This window comes from Reichenbachiella agarivorans (genome assembly GCF_025502585.1).
GTDB classification, from domain to species: domain Bacteria; phylum Bacteroidota; class Bacteroidia; order Cytophagales; family Cyclobacteriaceae; genus Reichenbachiella; species Reichenbachiella agarivorans.
The window spans coordinates 2,338,168-2,356,211 of record NZ_CP106679.1 but is presented as its reverse complement, the minus strand read 5'-3'; the positions used below and the strand labels follow the sequence as shown (position 1 = coordinate 2,356,211).

17 protein-coding genes are annotated in these 18,044 nt (G+C 41.5%); 5 read left to right on the top strand and 12 right to left on the bottom strand.

From position 1 onward, the window contains the following. Positions 1-891 carry an oxygen-dependent coproporphyrinogen oxidase gene (hemF, locus tag N6H18_RS09785; RefSeq protein WP_262311599.1) on the top strand — a complete coding sequence of 297 codons (891 nt, stop codon included), beginning with the start codon at positions 1-3 and terminating at the stop codon, positions 889-891. A 67-nt stretch (positions 892-958) separates the two neighbouring features. Here hemF and N6H18_RS09780 read toward each other — a convergent pair whose 3' ends face one another. From N6H18_RS09780 to N6H18_RS09740, 9 genes are all read right to left on the bottom strand, one after another. Continuing rightward, positions 959-2,371 (bottom strand): M48 family metalloprotease, encoded by a 1,413-nt coding sequence (locus N6H18_RS09780; protein WP_262308091.1) that lies wholly within the window; start codon positions 2,369-2,371, stop codon positions 959-961. Positions 2,372-2,454: 83 nt separating this feature from the next. Continuing rightward, positions 2,455-3,264 (bottom strand): 4-(cytidine 5'-diphospho)-2-C-methyl-D-erythritol kinase, encoded by an 810-nt coding sequence (gene ispE, locus N6H18_RS09775; protein ID WP_262308090.1) that lies wholly within the window; start codon positions 3,262-3,264, stop codon positions 2,455-2,457. Positions 3,265-3,396: 132 nt separating this feature from the next. After that, positions 3,397-4,209, bottom strand: coding sequence for an enoyl-ACP reductase FabI (locus tag N6H18_RS09770; protein ID WP_262308089.1), 813 nt, complete (start codon positions 4,207-4,209; stop codon positions 3,397-3,399). A gap of 80 nt (positions 4,210-4,289) precedes the next feature. Next, positions 4,290-5,945, bottom strand: coding sequence for a DNA repair protein RecN (gene recN / locus N6H18_RS09765; protein ID WP_262308088.1), 1,656 nt, complete (start codon positions 5,943-5,945; stop codon positions 4,290-4,292). Positions 5,946-6,005: 60 nt separating this feature from the next. Further along, on the bottom strand, positions 6,006-6,911 hold the full coding sequence (gene porD, locus N6H18_RS09760; RefSeq protein ID WP_262308087.1) for a type IX secretion system protein PorD: 906 nt from the start codon (positions 6,909-6,911) through the stop codon (positions 6,006-6,008). Continuing rightward, complete coding sequence (gene coaBC / locus N6H18_RS09755; protein WP_262308086.1) at positions 6,898-8,091, bottom strand: bifunctional phosphopantothenoylcysteine decarboxylase/phosphopantothenate--cysteine ligase CoaBC; 1,194 nt, start codon at positions 8,089-8,091, stop codon at positions 6,898-6,900. Before coaBC ends, porD begins: the two co-directional genes overlap by 14 nt. Positions 8,092-8,100: 9 nt before the next feature. After that, positions 8,101-8,424: a DNA-directed RNA polymerase subunit omega gene (locus tag N6H18_RS09750; RefSeq protein WP_262308085.1), complete on the bottom strand. Its 324-nt coding sequence runs from the start codon at positions 8,422-8,424 to the stop codon at positions 8,101-8,103. 1 nt (position 8,425) lies between these two features. Next, positions 8,426-9,241: an outer membrane protein assembly factor BamD gene (locus N6H18_RS09745; RefSeq protein ID WP_262308084.1), complete on the bottom strand. Its 816-nt coding sequence runs from the start codon at positions 9,239-9,241 to the stop codon at positions 8,426-8,428. 87 nt (positions 9,242-9,328) lie between these two features. Continuing rightward, positions 9,329-10,984 (bottom strand): OstA-like protein, encoded by a 1,656-nt coding sequence (locus N6H18_RS09740; protein ID WP_262308083.1) that lies wholly within the window; start codon positions 10,982-10,984, stop codon positions 9,329-9,331. A gap of 75 nt (positions 10,985-11,059) precedes the next feature. Here N6H18_RS09740 and tilS point away from each other — a divergent pair, with 75 nt between their 5' ends. The 3 genes from tilS (at position 11,060) to mdh (ending at position 13,944) form a co-directional block, all read left to right on the top strand. Beyond that, positions 11,060-12,397 (top strand): tRNA lysidine(34) synthetase TilS, encoded by a 1,338-nt coding sequence (gene tilS, locus N6H18_RS09735; RefSeq protein WP_262308082.1) that lies wholly within the window; start codon positions 11,060-11,062, stop codon positions 12,395-12,397. Then, complete coding sequence (locus N6H18_RS09730) at positions 12,390-12,914, top strand: Crp/Fnr family transcriptional regulator (protein WP_262308081.1); 525 nt, start codon at positions 12,390-12,392, stop codon at positions 12,912-12,914. The genes tilS and N6H18_RS09730 overlap by 8 nt, the downstream gene beginning before the upstream one ends. A 103-nt stretch (positions 12,915-13,017) precedes the next feature. Next, positions 13,018-13,944, top strand: coding sequence for a malate dehydrogenase (gene mdh / locus N6H18_RS09725; protein ID WP_262308080.1), 927 nt, complete (start codon positions 13,018-13,020; stop codon positions 13,942-13,944). Between the two features lie 142 nt (positions 13,945-14,086). On the opposite strand, the gene N6H18_RS09720 is transcribed toward mdh, so the two are convergent. Then, positions 14,087-14,500, bottom strand: coding sequence for a lipocalin-like domain-containing protein (locus N6H18_RS09720; protein WP_262308079.1), 414 nt, complete (start codon positions 14,498-14,500; stop codon positions 14,087-14,089). Positions 14,501-15,095: 595 nt separating this feature from the next. Here N6H18_RS09720 and N6H18_RS09715 point away from each other — a divergent pair. Then, complete coding sequence (locus N6H18_RS09715; RefSeq protein ID WP_262308078.1) at positions 15,096-16,397, top strand: DUF3500 domain-containing protein; 1,302 nt, start codon at positions 15,096-15,098, stop codon at positions 16,395-16,397. 86 nt (positions 16,398-16,483) lie between these two features. On the opposite strand, the gene N6H18_RS09710 is transcribed toward N6H18_RS09715, so the two are convergent. Both N6H18_RS09710 and N6H18_RS09705 read right to left on the bottom strand, forming a co-directional pair. Then, positions 16,484-17,473 (bottom strand): hypothetical protein, encoded by a 990-nt coding sequence (locus N6H18_RS09710; protein WP_262308077.1) that lies wholly within the window; start codon positions 17,471-17,473, stop codon positions 16,484-16,486. A 47-nt stretch (positions 17,474-17,520) separates the two neighbouring features. Further along, entirely contained in the window at positions 17,521-17,982 is a 462-nt protein-coding gene (locus tag N6H18_RS09705) for a hypothetical protein (protein ID WP_262308076.1), read from the bottom strand. Positions 17,983-18,044: the final 62 nt, after the last annotated feature.

Sequence of the window (18,044 nt, the reverse complement as noted above, 5' to 3'; positions counted from 1 at the left end):
ATGAACAAAGAGATAGTAGAAAATTGGTTCAGGGAACTTCAAGACAATATTTGCCAAACGATAGAAAATACCGATCAGAAGGGCAAGTTTGAAGAAGATCTGTGGACTAGAGAGGCAGGAGGCGGTGGCAGAACACGCATAATCAGAAATGGAAAAATCATAGAAAAAGGTGGGGTCAACTTCTCAGCAGTCAGTGGGCCTACTCCTCCTAAAATCCTCAAAGCACTGAATTTAGATACGGCAGACTTTTTCGCAACTGGCGTCTCTATTGTGATGCATCCTCAATCTCCAAGAGTACCTATCATCCACATGAATGTTCGCTATTTTGAGATGAGTAACGGCACGAAATGGTTCGGTGGAGGAATCGATCTCACCCCTCACTATGTGGATAAAATTGATGCAAAATATTTTCACAATCAAATCAAAACTATCTGTGATCAACATCATACGAGTTATTATCCTGAATTCAAAAAATGGGCAGATGATTACTTCTACATCCAGCACCGCAAAGAGACGAGAGGAATAGGTGGTATTTTCTTTGACCGACTCACTGAGACCACTGAGTTTTCACTTGCTGATAGATGGGAGTTCGTCAAAAGTGTCGGGAGTCTATTTGCCCCTCTGTACAGTCATTTCATGTCCAAAAACAAAGGCCTACCCTACGGAGAGAACGAAAAAGCGTGGCAGTACCTCAGAAGAGGTCGCTACGTGGAGTTCAATCTGGTCTTGGATAAGGGAACCAAGTTTGGTCTTGATACGGATGGCAGGACTGAGTCCATATTGATGAGTCTCCCTCCACAGGCCAATTGGGAATACAATTACGAAGTACAACCTCAATCAGAGGAAGAAAAAACACTTGCACTGTTAAAAAAAGGAATTGACTGGATATAGGACGTGATGAAACAAAGAGGGGTAGAATTAATTCTACCCCTCTTTGTTTTCTTATCGCAGGATTCTATCAAGGTGTATAAACTTCAATATCCAAATATTTTACGTTTGGAGATGTCACCTTTTGATCTGCATCGGTCACATTCATCACTTCTAACCACTTAATTTGATCACTTAATCCCATGCGCTCAGCTAGTTCTGTGACTGTTTCCTCTTGTGCTACTTCAGAATTGAAAGTCATAGAAAGTATCATGCTCCTTTCTTCTTCTGTAATCGCTTGGAAAGAATATATGGAGGATTTGATCTCTTCCAAAACCTCCTCATCCCGACCTGATCCTACAAACTGTAAAACACCAGGCACCCCCTCCATTTTCAACCAAACAACGATAGATCTTTCGCCTTTGCCATTATATTGATCTATCAAGAGCTCTACTGCCTGATAGCCATTGATCTCAACTTTCTTATCTACAGTCAGACCCAAACCCTTTTTGTTAAGTTTTTTGGTATAGGCTTTATACGCATCTAGTGGCATCTCACTCTCAGCATCAATGGCCAACACCACAGCTGCACCTTTCTTGCTATTGGATGCCGTCAGTGTCTGAGGAGTATTTCTCACCGACCAATCACTTGGCAGTTGATAGGATACCTGCATATCTGGATGCAAGAATTTATTACCCTTTAGCACCACCCCATTCTTCGGGTTTTGACCTACAATCATCCCTTCCAAATTTGACAAAATTGATCGTTGATCATATACTGAGTCCATAGTCATCGACTTGATAATCTCATCTAGTTTCTCCACCCTTTTGTCTGTCATCGGGTGATCATCGAAAAGGTGAGTCCCTCCTCCTTTAGCATTTACTTTGTTGACAAAATACTCTAGCTTGTTCAGTGCAGATACAAGAGCTACGGGATCATAACCCGCAGCTGCTGCCAATTGCACCCCATGCTCATCAGCCTGATTTTCCTGTCCTCTGTCAAATGCTGCATTCACTGTCTTAGCGCCTAGTTTGATAGGGTTGTTCATCAATTCACCAAGTGTTTTGCTGAATAGCGTTCCGACCAGATTCCCAGGAATCTCCAAAACCATCGGAGCTATATTTCTCCCGATTTTCTTTTCGCTGTGCTTGAGCAACACATGGTTAAACTCATGACCAAGCACACCTGCCAACTCATCTTCAGTATCTATAATCGCCAACAATCCTCGTGTCACAAAAACATAACCTCCAGCCGTAGCAAATGCATTGGGCTCTTCTGTATCCACCAAATAATATTTGAATTCATACTTATTTTCTGGCATGGCGGATTCCAATTTTTCTCCCACACCTTGGACAAAGGCAAGCAGTTCATCATCTTCATAAATTCCCATGGTTCGTTTCACTTCCTCCAAAGTAGCTGCCCCTATTTTGTCTCCGAGGGAATTATTTTGCCCCCAGATTTCTGACGAGACCAATACGCATAAAATCAAGATTAAACTTCTCATTAATTTTAAATTAGATGGTTAATTAAACAAGAACTAAGATATGTGAAAATGAATGAACAGGAGAATGTCCCTACAATTTATACTTAAAGAGAGGTGATAAAACAGCTTTTCCAGTCAAATATGGTCATATTTACACTTTGCTTTGAATCAAAAATCCCAAAAACAGAAGACCCACTACCAGACATGGATGCATAGAGAGCTCCATGCTGATACAGTTCCTCTTTTAATGTCGCCAGACTGGGGTGCTGAGCAAATACAGGCCTTTCAAAATCATTGACCAAATGGTCCTTCCAATCTAAAATAGGCAATTGAAGCACCTCCTGGGGCATCATCTTGGGTATCTGAGGAGTGATGGACTGAAATGCTAGTTTCGTATTGATATGAATCTCTGGATACACAATCAATAACTGGTATCCTTTCAAATCCAAATCTATATCCTCAAAGACATCTCCAATCCCTCCTACCATTCTTGGTTTATTTTGGATAAAGAATGGACAATCTGCTCCAAGTTTTTTGGCATATGCTTCTAACTGTCCGTGATCCAGATTCAATGCAAACAGCTCATTGAGCAACTTCAGCGCAAACGCACCGTCAGATGAGCCTCCACCCATACCGGCCCCCATAGGAATCACCTTGTGCAAGTGAATCTCCACAGGAGACAAATCAAAATCTGCACGAAGCATTTCGTATGCTTTCACCACCAGATTGGAATGAAAATCTCCAGGAATGGACAAGCCAGATGAGTGGAATGAAAAGGTGTCTGAGGGTATGATTTCGAGAATATCTCGCCAAGAGACTGGCAAAAAGCAAGAAGAAATATTGTGATATCCGTCTGGTCTTCGGGACAGGATGTTGAGACCGAGATTGATTTTGGCGTTTGGGAAGGCGATCATTGTTTGCTAAAGTCGATGGTCAATAGTAGATAGTCGATGGACTCCTTTTTGATTACATTCTCAACTGCTCAACAAGGGGATTGTTATTAAGCATGGTCGATGGACAATTGACCATCGACCATAGCTCACTTGTTACTTTTTTAATTGCTCCACAAGACGCTCAGTGATCCCTGACGAAGAGAATCCACCATCGTGCATCAAGTTTTGCATGGTCACCATTCTAGTCAAATCTGAGAACATCGATACACAGTAGTCTGCACAAGCATCAGCCGTAGCATTGCCCAGCGGAGACATCTTGTCTGCATAATCTATGAACACATCAAATCCTCCTACGCCAGAACCAGCAGTGGTCATGGTAGGTGATTGAGAGATGGTGTTGACTCTTACTTTTTTCAATCTAGCAAATCGCTCACCATAGCTACGTGCGATAGATTCTAGCATTGCTTTGGCCTGTGCCATATCAGAGTAGTCTGGGAATGTACGCTGTGCAGCGATGTACGACAATGCCACGATAGAACCCCATTCGTTCATCGCGTCTTGTTTTTCGGCTACTGCCATCATTTTGTGGAAAGATATCGCAGAGATATCAATCGACTTGAGCATCCAATCATAGTTGAGATCACCATAGTCCTTGCCTTTGCGCACGTTTGGACTCATGCCGATCGAGTGAAGGACGAAATCCAATTTACCCCCTAGAATTTCGGTAGATTTCGAAAATAGGTTTTCGATGTCCTCTACAGAAGTAGCATCTGCTGGCACGATTTCAGCCCCACACTGAGCAGCGAGATCGTTGATAGCGCCCATTCTCATGGCGATAGGTGCATTGGTCAATACAAAAGAAGCACCTTGCTCCTTGGCTTTCAGAGCGACTTTCCATGCAATAGAGTTTTGATCTAATGCTCCTGATATGATTCCTCTTTTTCCTTCTAAAAGATTGTTAGCCATTTGATTAATATTTTAAATAATTGATTGTTCGTATTTGATTATCGAGTCGCAAAGATATTAGATTCTTTGACTTTGTATTTCTAATTTTCCCCAATCAGCTCTTTTGCATTGCTGATGGCAACTTCGGATGGATTGTCTCCACCGATCATTTTAGCGATCTCTTCCAGTCTCGATTTTGCATCCAGCTTCCTGATCGCACTCTGGGTTTTGTCTGATTGATTGTCCTTGTACACAAAATAATGCTGATCACCTTTGGCTGCTACTTGTGGCAAATGACTGATCGCAATCAACTGATGCTTGACAGCCATCTTTTTCATCATCATCGCCAGTTTGATGGCAATTTCCCCAGAAACGCCCGTATCTATCTCATCAAAAATCACAGTAGGCATAGAGGTCTTGGTCGCCAAAATGTATTTGACACAAAACATCACCCGCGAAAACTCGCCACCAGACGCTACATCTCCTAGCGGCTCAGGTTTGATCCCTTTGTTGGCAGTAAACAAGAACTCCACCTCATCGATTCCCATTTTCCAAGGATCGACACGCTTGTAAGCTACCTCCACAAATCCATCTGGCATACCGAGCTCTTTGAGCATAGCCGTGAGTTGATTGCAAAACTGATCTATGTGTTGTCTTCGTATTTCGGACAACCCTTCTGCCTCTTGTATCAATTTCTTCTTATCACTCTCCAAAGCAGCTTTGGCCAAAGCTATTTCTTCTACCAAGTCCAGTCTATTACTTGCCTCTTCTTCCATTTTGGATTGAATATCAAGTAAACCTTGGACCGTATTGACGTGGTGTTTTTGTTGGAGTTGAAAGATCAAATCCAATCGCTGCTGTACCTGCATCATGCGTTCTGGGTTGTGCTCTACACCTTCCTGAACTGTAGATAGTTCTGAAACAACATCTGCGATTTCGGTGGTTGCCGAATCTAACCTTTCTCCCAATTTCTCCAGCTCATGACTGAATTTGGCGAGTTTGCGCAGTGTATTGACAGCATTCCTCAATCTATCATTCAAAGAAAAATCCTGCACATCAAATTCGTTGGTGATCTGCACCAACTGCAACTTGATCTCTTCAGCATTGGATAGCAAACCCAACTCTTCCTCTAAGTCCTCCTGTTCTGTGGCTTGTAGTTCTGCTTTGACTAGCTCATCCAGCAAATAACTTTTGTATTCCTCATCCTCTTGGGCACTTTTGGATCGAGAGAGCAGTTCTTCCAGTTTTTTGAACGTCTTGTTGTATTGAACAAAGCAAGTTTGATACGTCTTTAGTTGTTTTTTGGATTGTGCAAAGTCATCAATCACTTCTAACTTCACTTCCTTTTTGCTCAGTTGTAAACTCTCGTTTTGGGAATGAATGTCGATGAGTTTGAGTCCCAAAACCTTGAGTACATCCAAAGTCACAGGCACATCATTGACAAATGCACGAGACTTGCCCTTGGGGCTGATTTCTCTACGAATAATCGTATGATCATCATAGTCCAGGTCATTTTCCTCAAACAGGTCTTGTAGACCCAATTCTCCAATTGAAAACTCTGCCTCCACGACACATTTGGTCTCCTGATCCAAGAGCGCTTTGACATCTGCACGCTTGCCTAGCAACAACCCAACGGCCCCCAGCATGATAGATTTACCAGCTCCTGTTTCGCCAGTGATCATATTTAGCCCACTGTGTGGCTCAATATTGAGCTCACGGATGAGCGCATAATTACTGATGGATAGATTAGAAATCATGAGTAAATCTTATTGGAAAGATGACAACAATTAAGAGGCGAATCTAAAAAATAATTGACTCTAGTTGGTCAAAATCTTTTTGAATTCCTCATTTCTGGCTGGATCCATTGTTTTAAGTAAATCGTAGGCTTCCCTCCTTACATTCATATTCCCTTCAGAAAAAATGCTAATCAACTCTTCTGCCTTGGTATCGAGGAAAGTAATCACCATGATAGACCTTGGTTTTGACTTGTTGACCACTGCGATTTTTTTCAATACCTCCAAGATATTGGCACGTGCCTCCTCAGGCTTGTCTGCCATGATATCTAGCCCTTTGATATGATAGAGATACATCGATTCGCGAAAACTCTTCATGAACTGATCTATGGCATTTTCGGACCACCAGTATCGGTTTCTGACACTACTAAATTGATCCCAACCTGTGTAGCCACTTTGTTGTGCTGTATTCACCACCTCCCATGCTTTGGTAAACATTCTATCACCTCCTAAGTTGGAGAATGAATCATAGTCATAAGCCAAAACCATGTAGGCGTAATAGGCCAGCAAAGAAGTAATGTTGGAAGTATAAGAGTTTTCCGTGTAGTTCATGGGCTGAGACTGCGTATACTCAAAATCAAAATTTCGATCTGCAAAATTGATCAATGAAGTCTCGTATGTAGTACCATATACAGGTCTGATAGAGATGATCTGTACTGTAGCGTTAAAATTTGACACATTGGGTTGCTCTTCTAGGTTGATCATGATGGCGCACTTGATCTTTTCATTGTTTTGAAACTCCCCATCCGTCCATTTTCGTTCGTTGATGAACCGAGAAAACTCTGACTCCATCTCCTGAAAGACTCTGCGCTCGGTACTTTGTATCAGCTGTGCATTGATGACCACCCTGCAATCCAACTCCTGAGCAAAGGACTTGATAGAAAAACCGAACAATAGGGTTAAACAAAGGAGGATTCTAGCGTAATTCATAAATGGCTTGGACTAGATCAATGGCAACTTCTTTTTTGGTTTTGAGGTCAAAGCTGGTGCTTTTTCCTTCTCGGTTGAAGATAGTGATTTTGTTGGTATCAAGCGAAAATCCAGCTCCTTTGTCGTTCAAAGAATTCAAGACGACCAAATCAAAGTTTTTCTTTTCGAGTTTTTGTTGGGCATGACTTTGCTCGTTTTCTGTCTCCAATGCAAAACCAATGTTGAGTTGATGTGCAGCCTTCAGTTTACCCATTTCACCCGCGATGTCTCGATTTTTGACCAACTCGATACTCATCGATTCGGATGATTTTTTGATTTTCTGACTTGCCATCTGTGCGGGCTTGTAATCTGCCACTGCTGCAGCAAATATCGCCACATCCATATCTCTATAGCGAACAGCTGTAGCCTCAAACATTTCGTCGGCAGTAGTGACGCGAGTCAAACGAATGTTTTGCGACCGAATATCGTAGTTGCCTGGCCCAGCGATCAACTCTACAGAGGCTCCTTGTGCAGCCAACTCATTTGCAATGGCCAAACCCATTTTTCCTGATGAGTGGTTGCCAATGAATCTAACTGGATCAATTTTTTCATAGGTGGGGCCAGCTGTAATCAGCACTTTCGTGCCATCAAATCTCCTTTGAACTGCAAAATGTCGCAGTGCATATTCATATATGTGTTCTGGTTCGGCCATCCTACCTGTCCCCACCAATCCACTGGCGAGTTCGCCGTGTTCTGCATCGATGATCTCTACACCATATGACCTCAACTGAGACAGATTGGCTTGTGTAGAAGGATGCGTGTACATATCTAAGTCCATCGCGGGAGCCACGGCTACAGGACATCTCGCTGAGAGATAGGTCGCTGCTAATAGATTGTCGCAATTGCCGTGAGTAAACTGTGCCAGGGTGTTGGCTGTAGCGGGTGCCACGATGATCAAATCAGCCCATAGACCCAATTCGACATGATTCTCCCATTCACCTGCTTCATTCTTCACGAATTGGGTGGCAACTGGGTGCTTTGAAAGCGTAGAAAGTGTAAGAGGAGTAATGAAAGTTTGAGCGGTCTCAGTCATGATGACCTTCACCTCAGCTCCTGCTTTGACCAGCAACCTGACCAAGTGAGCTGATTTGTATGCGGCAATACTGCCACATACACCAATCAAAATTTTTTTTCCCTCCATGAGGGTCTATTATACGTTGATACCGCCTTCTTCGCTTTCTGGGTCTCTGAACATGATTTTGTCCTCTAGAAACTCCTCAATAGCAACTTTACTTGGCTTTGGCATTCTTTCATAGAATTTTGAAATCTCGATTTGCTCTCTGTTTTCAAAGATCTCTTCCAAGTTATCTACTGTAGATGCAAATTCTGCTAGCTTGCCACTCAACTCTTCCTTAACGTTTGCTGAGATTTGTCTCGCTCTTTTAGAAATAACTGCAATCGTCTTGTACACATTTTCGGTACCGTTAGACAGTGCTGCTACATCTCTTGTTTCGATTGAAGGATTTATTGCCATTTTATGATCTGTTTGATAATTTATCTATTTGATTCACTGAATCTATGTAATATTTTTCTGCATCCCTGAGCATGGTGCTATTGGGATATTTGTCCAAGAACACCTGGTAGAGCTCTATGGTCTTTTCATACCTTTCCTTTTGCTTAGCTCTGATACTCTGCTCAGCATAACTAAACTCGGCATCAATTGCCAAAAATGCCACTTTCTCATTCAGCTTCGAATCTGGAAATTCATTTTCGAAGGTCTCAAAAGCTACCCTTGCCGCTTCCCATCTCTCCAACTTGTGGTAATGTTTGGCATTTTCAAATGCTTTCGTCTCCAACTTGACCTGCATTTCATTGATCATGTCGTTGGCCTTTTGAGTATAGTCCGTATAAGGATTTCTATTCAAAAAGATTTGAAAAGCATCAATTGCCTTGTAGGTACTTGATTGATCCAAATTGTAATCTGGCGACTGTAGGTACAAAGAATATGCCTCCATATAGGATGACTCGATGGCCCATTCACTTCTAGAATAGACACGCGAAAAATCTTTGAAATAACTGGCACTCAGGATGTATTGCTTTTGGTGATAATATGCGTAAGCTCTGTAATAACTCGCCTTTTCACCATCAACAGTACCTTTGATAACTGGCAATACCTGATCCAACAGCACACTGGCCTTGTAATATTCCCCCACATTGTAGTATGCCAGAGCAGCCTGATACTTTGCTTGCCAATCAGTACTTTTTTGAAGTTTCCTGAATTCGCTACATGAAGTAGCCAATACAACACTCAAAACAATGACAAAAACCCTGAAAAACCTCACTTTTCGCATAAGCCTGCAAATATAGTATGCTTTAAAATAATATCCTTAATTAATTTATTCTCAGCAAAACGAATCTTACCTAGCCATGTAATGCAATTATCTAGCAGGACGTTGCAAAGGCGTATTCTCTAATCCCTTCCTCTGATCAGGAGGAACACGTTTGTCGACTTCATTTTTGAGTGTCTGTGGCATCTTTTTGGACGCAGGCAAATCAGTCACAATATCCTTTGATTTCTCCTTGTGATTGCGAGTCAGCACATCCTCTTTGGTTGGTTTTTCGCTCACTCTCCAAGTGAAACCTTCCAAATGATGCTGTGACACCAACAGTTCAATGGGCGGGATAAATTTTGCCTCGGGTTGATTATAAAAAGTAATATTCTGCATTTGGTTGTTGTCAAACACAATATGCATCCTGCTACAAAAAATCTTATTCATCCCCAAGAAAAGGCTATCCCCCTCCAATACAAAGTAATGACTCTCTCCATTGCCTTCCACGTCCATTGCATTGATGTTGCCCAAATCATCAAAATGTCCGACCATATTTCTACCCTTGATCTGGTTGTACTGTCCCATGGTGTCAAGTGAGGACAAAAATGACTGTCTAGTCAAGGTCATCTTGTATAGTAGGTCATTTTTAAATGTGAGGTCAATGGAATCTGCCGACATTTGGCTCTTTTCGTTCCATAGAATCGGATCATGGTACATGTGAATTGTAGAGTCTGACAAGAAGTACGCTATCGAGTCACATTTACCCTGCAATGCATCTTGGTACATCAGAACTTTGTAGTAGCCTAGTACCCTTTCTTTGTCCTTGTCTACATTTTCGATGGCAACCAAGGTGTCTGCTGATAGAAACAGCGTATCCTCATCCTCCATAAACTTCTTCATGACAGGCATACCATACACTTTACTGACACCTGTGACCTTGTTGTACAATGCCTCCTGACCATATATCACGATGTTGTCCTTCTTGGAAGTCATCACCACATTGCCTTTGGCTTTGTAGAATTTTTTCTGTTCGTCGATGAATATATCGTCACCTACCAAGACGTAGTTCCTTGTTTCGATGGTTCCTTTGGCAAAGGTCGTTTGCTCTTTGAGCGTGCGATAGGTCCCGCCTTTGGAATCCACTGTGGTACCTTTCCTATCGTCTACAAAAGTGGGTCCTGTAGAAATAGCGATCTTGGATTTGGATGAATATTCTAAAGTATCACTTCGCAAATTGAAATCTGGCGAAACCAACAATACATCATTGTAAAAATAGGCCTTCTCTGTCAGTGAATAATAAATACCATAGCTACTTGTCAGAGTATTATGCTCATCCACCAATTTGCCATCATTAGAAAACTCTGCCACCTCTGTCTTCATGTGATAATCCAAAAAATCGGTGTACAACCGCTTTTTTCCTCTTCGGTAAACGACATCTTCTCTCAAGAGAGCTTTCTCACTGTCTCCCTCGTAGATCAATTTTTTGGCTGTGATGGTTACAGAGTCTCCGTCTTTGATTCGCACTCTACCATATGCTTCCATGATGTTTTCATCCGAAAAAAAATAAGCTGAGTCACAATAGACAATGGTTTCATTCTGAGTAAAAACCACCTTCCCAATCAACTTCTTAAATTTCTTATTGTCCTCTTTAGCATTGGTGAGTTTCTGCGCTTTGTATTTGATTTTGCTTTTGCGCTGGGCATCCGCATGATGAATCCCCATCATAAGGATCAAAGCAATAAAAATAAAAATGATTCTGCGCATATTCTTGTGTATCGGGGGCAAAGCTAATTCGTATGAATAACGAAAAAAACCTAAGTTTGATCTAAAATTAAGTCAGTGGCTAATCTTATAGAAAAATTCGACGCTTACATCACCAAACATGGTCTTTTTTCCAGAGAAGACAAACTCCTTGCCACAGTCAGTGGTGGCATTGATTCCATTGTATTGTGTCACCTTCTCAAAGGACTTGGCTACAACTTTTCGATTGCTCATTGCAATTTTGGACTGAGAGGTAAGGAATCTGATTTAGATCAAAAACTGGTGGAAGATCTCGGCAGTCAACTCGGCGTGACAGTTTATGTCAAAAAATTTGAAACCAGCGAGTATGCTGCAAGTCAAAAAATATCTACACAAATGGCGGCCAGAGACCTCCGCTATGCCTGGTTCAATGAGTTGTTGGCTAACCATGAACTGGACTTGATACTCACAGCACATCATGCCAATGACCTGATCGAAACGAGTATTTTCAATTTCAGCAAGGGTACAGGGGTCGCAGGACTCAGGGGTATTCAGAAAAAAAACGGCAAACTCGTCAGGCCCCTGTCTTTTGCCACTAAAGACGATATCATCGCCTATGCCCAAGCTCAGCAACTGACATGGAGAGAGGACGCCTCCAACTCCTGCAACAAATACCACCGCAACAGGATTCGTCACAAAATCATCAACCAGCTCAAGAAAATCAATCCATCGCTGGAAAGTACCTACCTCCACACCCAAGAAAGACTGGAGTCACTAGAATCGCTCCTCACCAACACCAGCAAAACCATCCGAAACAAGTACATGGTGCGCAAGAAGAACATCACGACCCTCAACATGACCTGGTTCGAACTTGAAAAAGGTGGGCTGGTCATCTTGGAAGATATTTTGCGTCCATATGGGTTCAGCCTACAACAGTGTCAAGCCATCATCACCAGTCTCTATGGGCTATCTGGTAAGCAGTTTTTTTCTCAGTATTGGACTCTGGTGGTGGATAGAAAAAAACTAATCATTACCCACGATGAAGACCATCCAAGTATCAATCTGTCCCTAGATGCAGATCAAGAAGCCTTGACAATTTTGGATCACAGGTATGTATTCCATATACAGGACATGCCTGTAGAAATCATCAAATCTCCAGAATATGCTTTTTTGGATGCTGACAAGATAGAATTCCCTATTCAGGTCAGGAATTGGCAAGAAGGAGATCGTTTCGTTCCATTGGGTATGAAGTCTCAAAAAAAGCTAAGTGATTTTATGATTGATGAGAAAATTCCAGTAAACTTGAAAGAGAGATTACTGATTTTCGAATCTAATCAAAACATCATCTGGATCGCCGGAAAGCGCATAGATGATCGCTTCAAGATCACTGATCAAACAAAAAAAGTATTCATTATAAAACAAGAGAGAAATGTATAATCCCTTTAAGAAAAGGTATAGTCCCGAAGAACAAAAACTCTTCAAATTTCTTTCTTATATCAAACATTTCGAAACACTAACCGAGGACGAACTTTCATTGTTTATACCCTGCATGTACTTGCGCAAATACAAACAAAACGAAGTGGTCTTCTTCAATGGTGATCCTAGTCACGCCTTGTACTTGGTCAAAAAAGGAAGGGTATCTCTGTCTATCAACATCAAAGACAACATGGAGGAGCTATCACTGGTAGAAGGTGGCGATTTGTTTGGAGACAATGCCTTCTTGGATGGCGCCAAGCGCATCTACAATGCCCTAGTCGTGAGCGAGTCTGCCGAGCTGTATGTCATCCCACAGATCAATCTACTCGACATCATGGAAAACCACCCAGAAATCAAAGCCAAGGTGATGTACGCCTTTGCAGAGCTCTACAATCAGTACACCAAAAATGTCTTCAAAGAATATAAATCCAATTTTGGATTTTTCCAACTAGGCAGAGTATATGACAATAACGCATGATTTTTGTCAATAATGGCTGATTCCTTGGCGTATTAGGTCTTTTTTTAACTACTTTCGCCGTGAGGGCATCAAATATATTCTGAAATTTTAAATCAATATCAAAATGAAAGTAACCGTAGTAGGAGCTGGTAACGTAGGTGCTAGCGTAGCTGAATACTGTGCCATGAAAGAATTGGCGGACGAAGTAGTACTTCTCGACATCAAAGAAGGATTTGCTGAAGGCAAGGCCATGGATCTAAACCAGTGCGCAACCTTGAACGGATTCAACACCAAAATAACTGGCACTACAGGAGACTACAGCAAAACTGCAGGCTCTAAAGTGGTAGTAATCACATCTGGTATCCCTAGAAAACCAGGTATGACCAGAGAAGAGTTGATCGGAACCAATGCTGGTATCGTCAAAAACGTAACAGAAAACTTGATCAAACATTCTCCAGATGCGATTTTGATCGTGATCTCTAACCCTATGGATACGATGACTTACTTGTCTGCCAAGTCAAGCGGTCTTCCAAAAAACAGAGTAATCGGCATGGGCGGTATGCTCGACAGTGCAAGATTCAGATACAGACTGTCTGAAGCACTAGATTGTAATCCCAATGATATCCAAGGTGTCGTGATCGGCGGACATGGTGATACCACCATGATTCCATTGACCAGATTGGCGACATACAACTCTACACCCGTGACGAACTACCTATCTGCTGAAAAGCTGGAGGAAGTATCTAAAGCTACGATGGTAGGTGGTGCTACATTGACAGGCCTGTTGGGTACTTCTGCATGGTATGCTCCAGGAGCAGCAGGTGCAGCGATGGTAGAAGCCATCGTCAGAGACCAAAAGAAATTGATGACCGCATCTGTCTACCTAGAAGGTGAGTACGGACAAAACGACATCTGTGTAGGCGTACCTGTCATCGTCGGCAAAGACGGATGGGAAAAAGTCATCGACTTTAAACTCAACGACGAAGAAAAGGCCAAGTTCGAAGCAAGTGCTGATGCCGTAAGAAAAATGAACGACGCGTTAGAACTCTAATCGTTTCGACAATTTGAAAAAATGCAAAAGCGTCAGGATATCCTCCTGACGCTTTTTTCATTGTAGGGAGCAAACAATAGTCCAAATCCAATGATATACTTTTAGTCTTTGTCCTCTTTACTCCTGAATTACTACGTGCGAATTAGTCCTTGTCAAATTCTATCTCAACGGAAGCAGAGCCTGATTCGTAGGTCGCTCTCATGTAATCCAAACTGATGTCTTTGACTTTCCAAGTAGTCTCTATTCCGTTATCAGGCTTCAAGGTAATATCATCGCCCTCTACGGTATAGGTACCATCACTATCAATCACAGCGTCACCTTCTACTGTATAGGTGTCATCATTGAAGGTAATAGACCAATCTGGATCTCCCTCCGTACCTGACACGCCGTCTCCTTCATCATCACTGATTTCGCCAGTAACTGAGGTAGCCTGCCAAGTCCCTTGGATAAATAGCTTGACTTCTAGCTCTGACTCATCTTTGCAAGAGGTAAATCCAAAGACCAAAAACAAGGCCAACACGCTTAGTACAATATGGTTTACTTTTAAATTCTTCATTTTTCTTCTGTTTCGTTAAACATATTAGTGAATGTATCTGCCCTATTGAGAAATTGATACCAAAGTGGGCTTTCGGGAAAAATAAGCTCTCAATTACTCACCAACGCATATTTGAGCACTATATGGTTTTGAACACTGTGGATGCAGTGTTGGAGATTTTCCACAGACTGTAGTGTTTGCCCGTCAAAAAAATCAAATCATACTTAGCAATTACACTTGAGCAGGGATAGCACAATAGCAAGAAGCTATAACTGTAGAGGAGCAACAACTATTGAGGATGTGCTATTGGCAAGTTCGAGGTAGAGCTGAATGTATTGACACCAGAAAAAACTTGGCGGGAGTAGTGGGAACTACCTCTAAATTTAATAGCTAATTGTTGTACGGTCAAGTCTTAGTTTGCAGAGGTGATATACATATTTTTCAATATTCCTAGTAGCGAGACACTCCAGTTTTTGCAAGAACATATCGTAAAAGCTCCTTTGGTTTTAGTCACTTTTTAAATCTAGTGATGGTTATTCAAAAAAAGGATATACTTTAAAACGAGGGATCATTTTACAAATAGCGTCTAAGATTAATAAACACAACTAATAACAAAATGAAAATCCAAAAACTGAGTTTAATAGCACTAACATCACTCCTAATAATATTATCGGCTTGTAAGAGTAATGATGACACCACAGTTGATGGGAATGATGATACCACGGTAACAACAGACTGTACAACTACTGCCACAGCCAGTCAATCTACAAATACTGAAATTGAAACTATGCGTCAAGCCATGGTGGATTTTAGAAACTCCTTGTCCTCGACATTATTGTCTATAGGTTCTGTCTGTTTAGATGATGAAAGATTTTATTTGTGGCATAACACACCTGCAAACAATAACAACCGAGATGGAATAACCTACGGCGACCTGAGTGATTCGCAATTGAAGGCATTCAAAGGCATATTACAACTATTTTTAAGTGCTGAAGGTTATCAAAAAGTCTATGAGATCACAGAGTTATCAGAGGGCTGGTTAAATGATATTATGAGCAATGTTTGGAGTCCAGATTATTACTTAATTGATATGTTTGGAGATCCAGAGACAAGTGGTTCTTGGGGCTTTCAGTTGGATGGACACCATTGTGTAGTCAACTTTTTAGTCCACGGAGACAATGTTTCAATTGTCCCAGCATTTTTGGGTGGTGAACCAGCAGCCGAAACCTATAATGGCGAAGCTTTCGACATTTTTTCTGATGAAAGAGACCTAGCCCTAACCCTTTATAATAGCTTTTCTAGTACAGAACTCACAACGGTTTCTTCTACTTCTGCTTCACATTCTTTAGAAGTAGGTCCTGCAGATATGAATGGTGATGTAGACCCTTACAGAGGTACTTATGATTATTCTGGATTTGAAACAGGTTTAAAATATTCTGACATGTCCGCTACAGTACAAGCAAATTTACTCCTAGTGATGAAAGAATATGTTTACAATTTATCTACCAATTTTGCTGATGTTTGGTGGGCAGACATAATGATTCATATAGATGATACTTATTTGGTTTGGATCAACGACTCAGAGACAACACCCACTGCAACATCCGAGTTCTACTATAGAATATACAATCCGTATCTATGGGTCGAATTCAATACAGAAGGTTCTACAGGCGCTAATTCTGGAACAATTGCAGATTACAACCACATTCATACAATTACACGAATACCTAATAATCCTGCAACTGATAACGGCGGTGATTATGGTATTTTTGCTCAAATCATAAATGACAATGGAGTAAAAACCCTTTACGAGCATTATGCACTAGCTGACCACCACAACGAGAGTATCATGAAGTTTGACTATACAGTTAAAGGAATATTTAGTCACCATAGCCATAGGCACGATCATATCATGTAAGAAAACACTGTGTCTAGTAGAGAGGACTGTCGTAAGTGTTCACGGCGATCCTCTCACCTCCCCTTACTGCATGCTAGCCAAGATACTCAGTCATTATAAAGCTTCTGTAGCCATGCGAAAAACTCCATGAACCAAGCCAAGGACACATGCAGAATCACACCTCCCCAGATGTGTCTAGAATAGTAGGCTAATATTCCTATCAAATAGCCTCCAAATATCGACGAAACACATTCTGTGATGGGCTTACCAAAATGCAAAAACATGTACGGTCCTACCATAGCCAACACGGTATACCCTCCCAGTACTCTTGCAAACCCAATCACCAAAAAACCTCTAAAAAAGAATTCAACGCCCAAAAACGAAAGTCCATATACCATCTCATAAGTCACCATAGGTACCCATGCAGACAACTCATGTTTTCCAGCAAAATTGATCCCTCCTACCTTGAGGTACCGAGGATAGTACTGTGTCAAATCACCTAAAAAAGAGGCTACCCCAATCCCCAAAAACACAAGCAATATCAAAAATGCATAAGGTTTGAAATCAAACGCTTTGATATGGAGTCCGTACCACGATCGGTTCTGATCCCTTGGCCTCTCATAACAATAATAAAACACCAATAAAGAAAATAGGGTAATAAATATAGGCTTGAATTTGGCAATCAAGCGACGTACAAATTTGCGGTCCACATAGTCCAATTCTGCCAACAATCCATCGTGGTAAGTAAATGATCGCTCCAACGAGATCACCACAAACCCCACGAAAAACAACAACCAAAACTCCCGAGAATACACCCAAGTCCTGTTGATATCAAACACGTAGAGCAAACCACAGACAAACAAGAAAGGAAATGCCATCATCCCAAAATACAGCAGCCACCGAAACGACGAACCATAATAGTGATCAACATAAGTATTCTCAAAATCAACTAAGAAATTGAATGCCAGACAAGCCACCAAAAACAAAAGGGTTGTGAGGTAGAGTTTCGGATGAAAATACTCGCCGATGTAGCGTTTGAAATAATGCAGCAACTTATTCATCCAAGGAGAAGAAGATGACCCAATGTATTGAAACATGGTATATCAGAACCAGTAAAGTTTGGATGAGAAACAAACAACTATCCCTAATCGATTTTACTAAAGCTTTCAAACACACCCATGGCATCTTCGATCACGCCTGCCTTGTCCTCTTCAAAGGCCACAAAAGCATAAAAATTATAATTGGACTCAGGATCCATCAGTCCCAATACAAGGTACATGAGGCCATCCTTTTGTCCTGAGATGTATCCTGCAGACATCCCTTCGATCTCCATGAGTTGCAAATCATCTATCTCACTCAGGTTGAGCTCAGTCTCTGCAAGGTTGACGATAAAGGCTGGCAACTCTGACGTATCCATGTCTTTTTTGTCAAATGGATAAAGCGCAAATCTGATCCCGTCCCCGACTGCTTCCAATGCGACCTCTGTATTGGTTGTCACTTCGAAATCGACAGGCAGTTCAAATTCAATATTGTAGTAATCCCAACTGTACTCCTTCCAGCCTTCTTGAGCAAAAGCATTTTGTACTAAAACAGGAAATAAAAGCATTAAGAACAGGAAGGCAAACCGTTTCATACGATATTAGGTGTTTTTCAGCTAATATATGTACA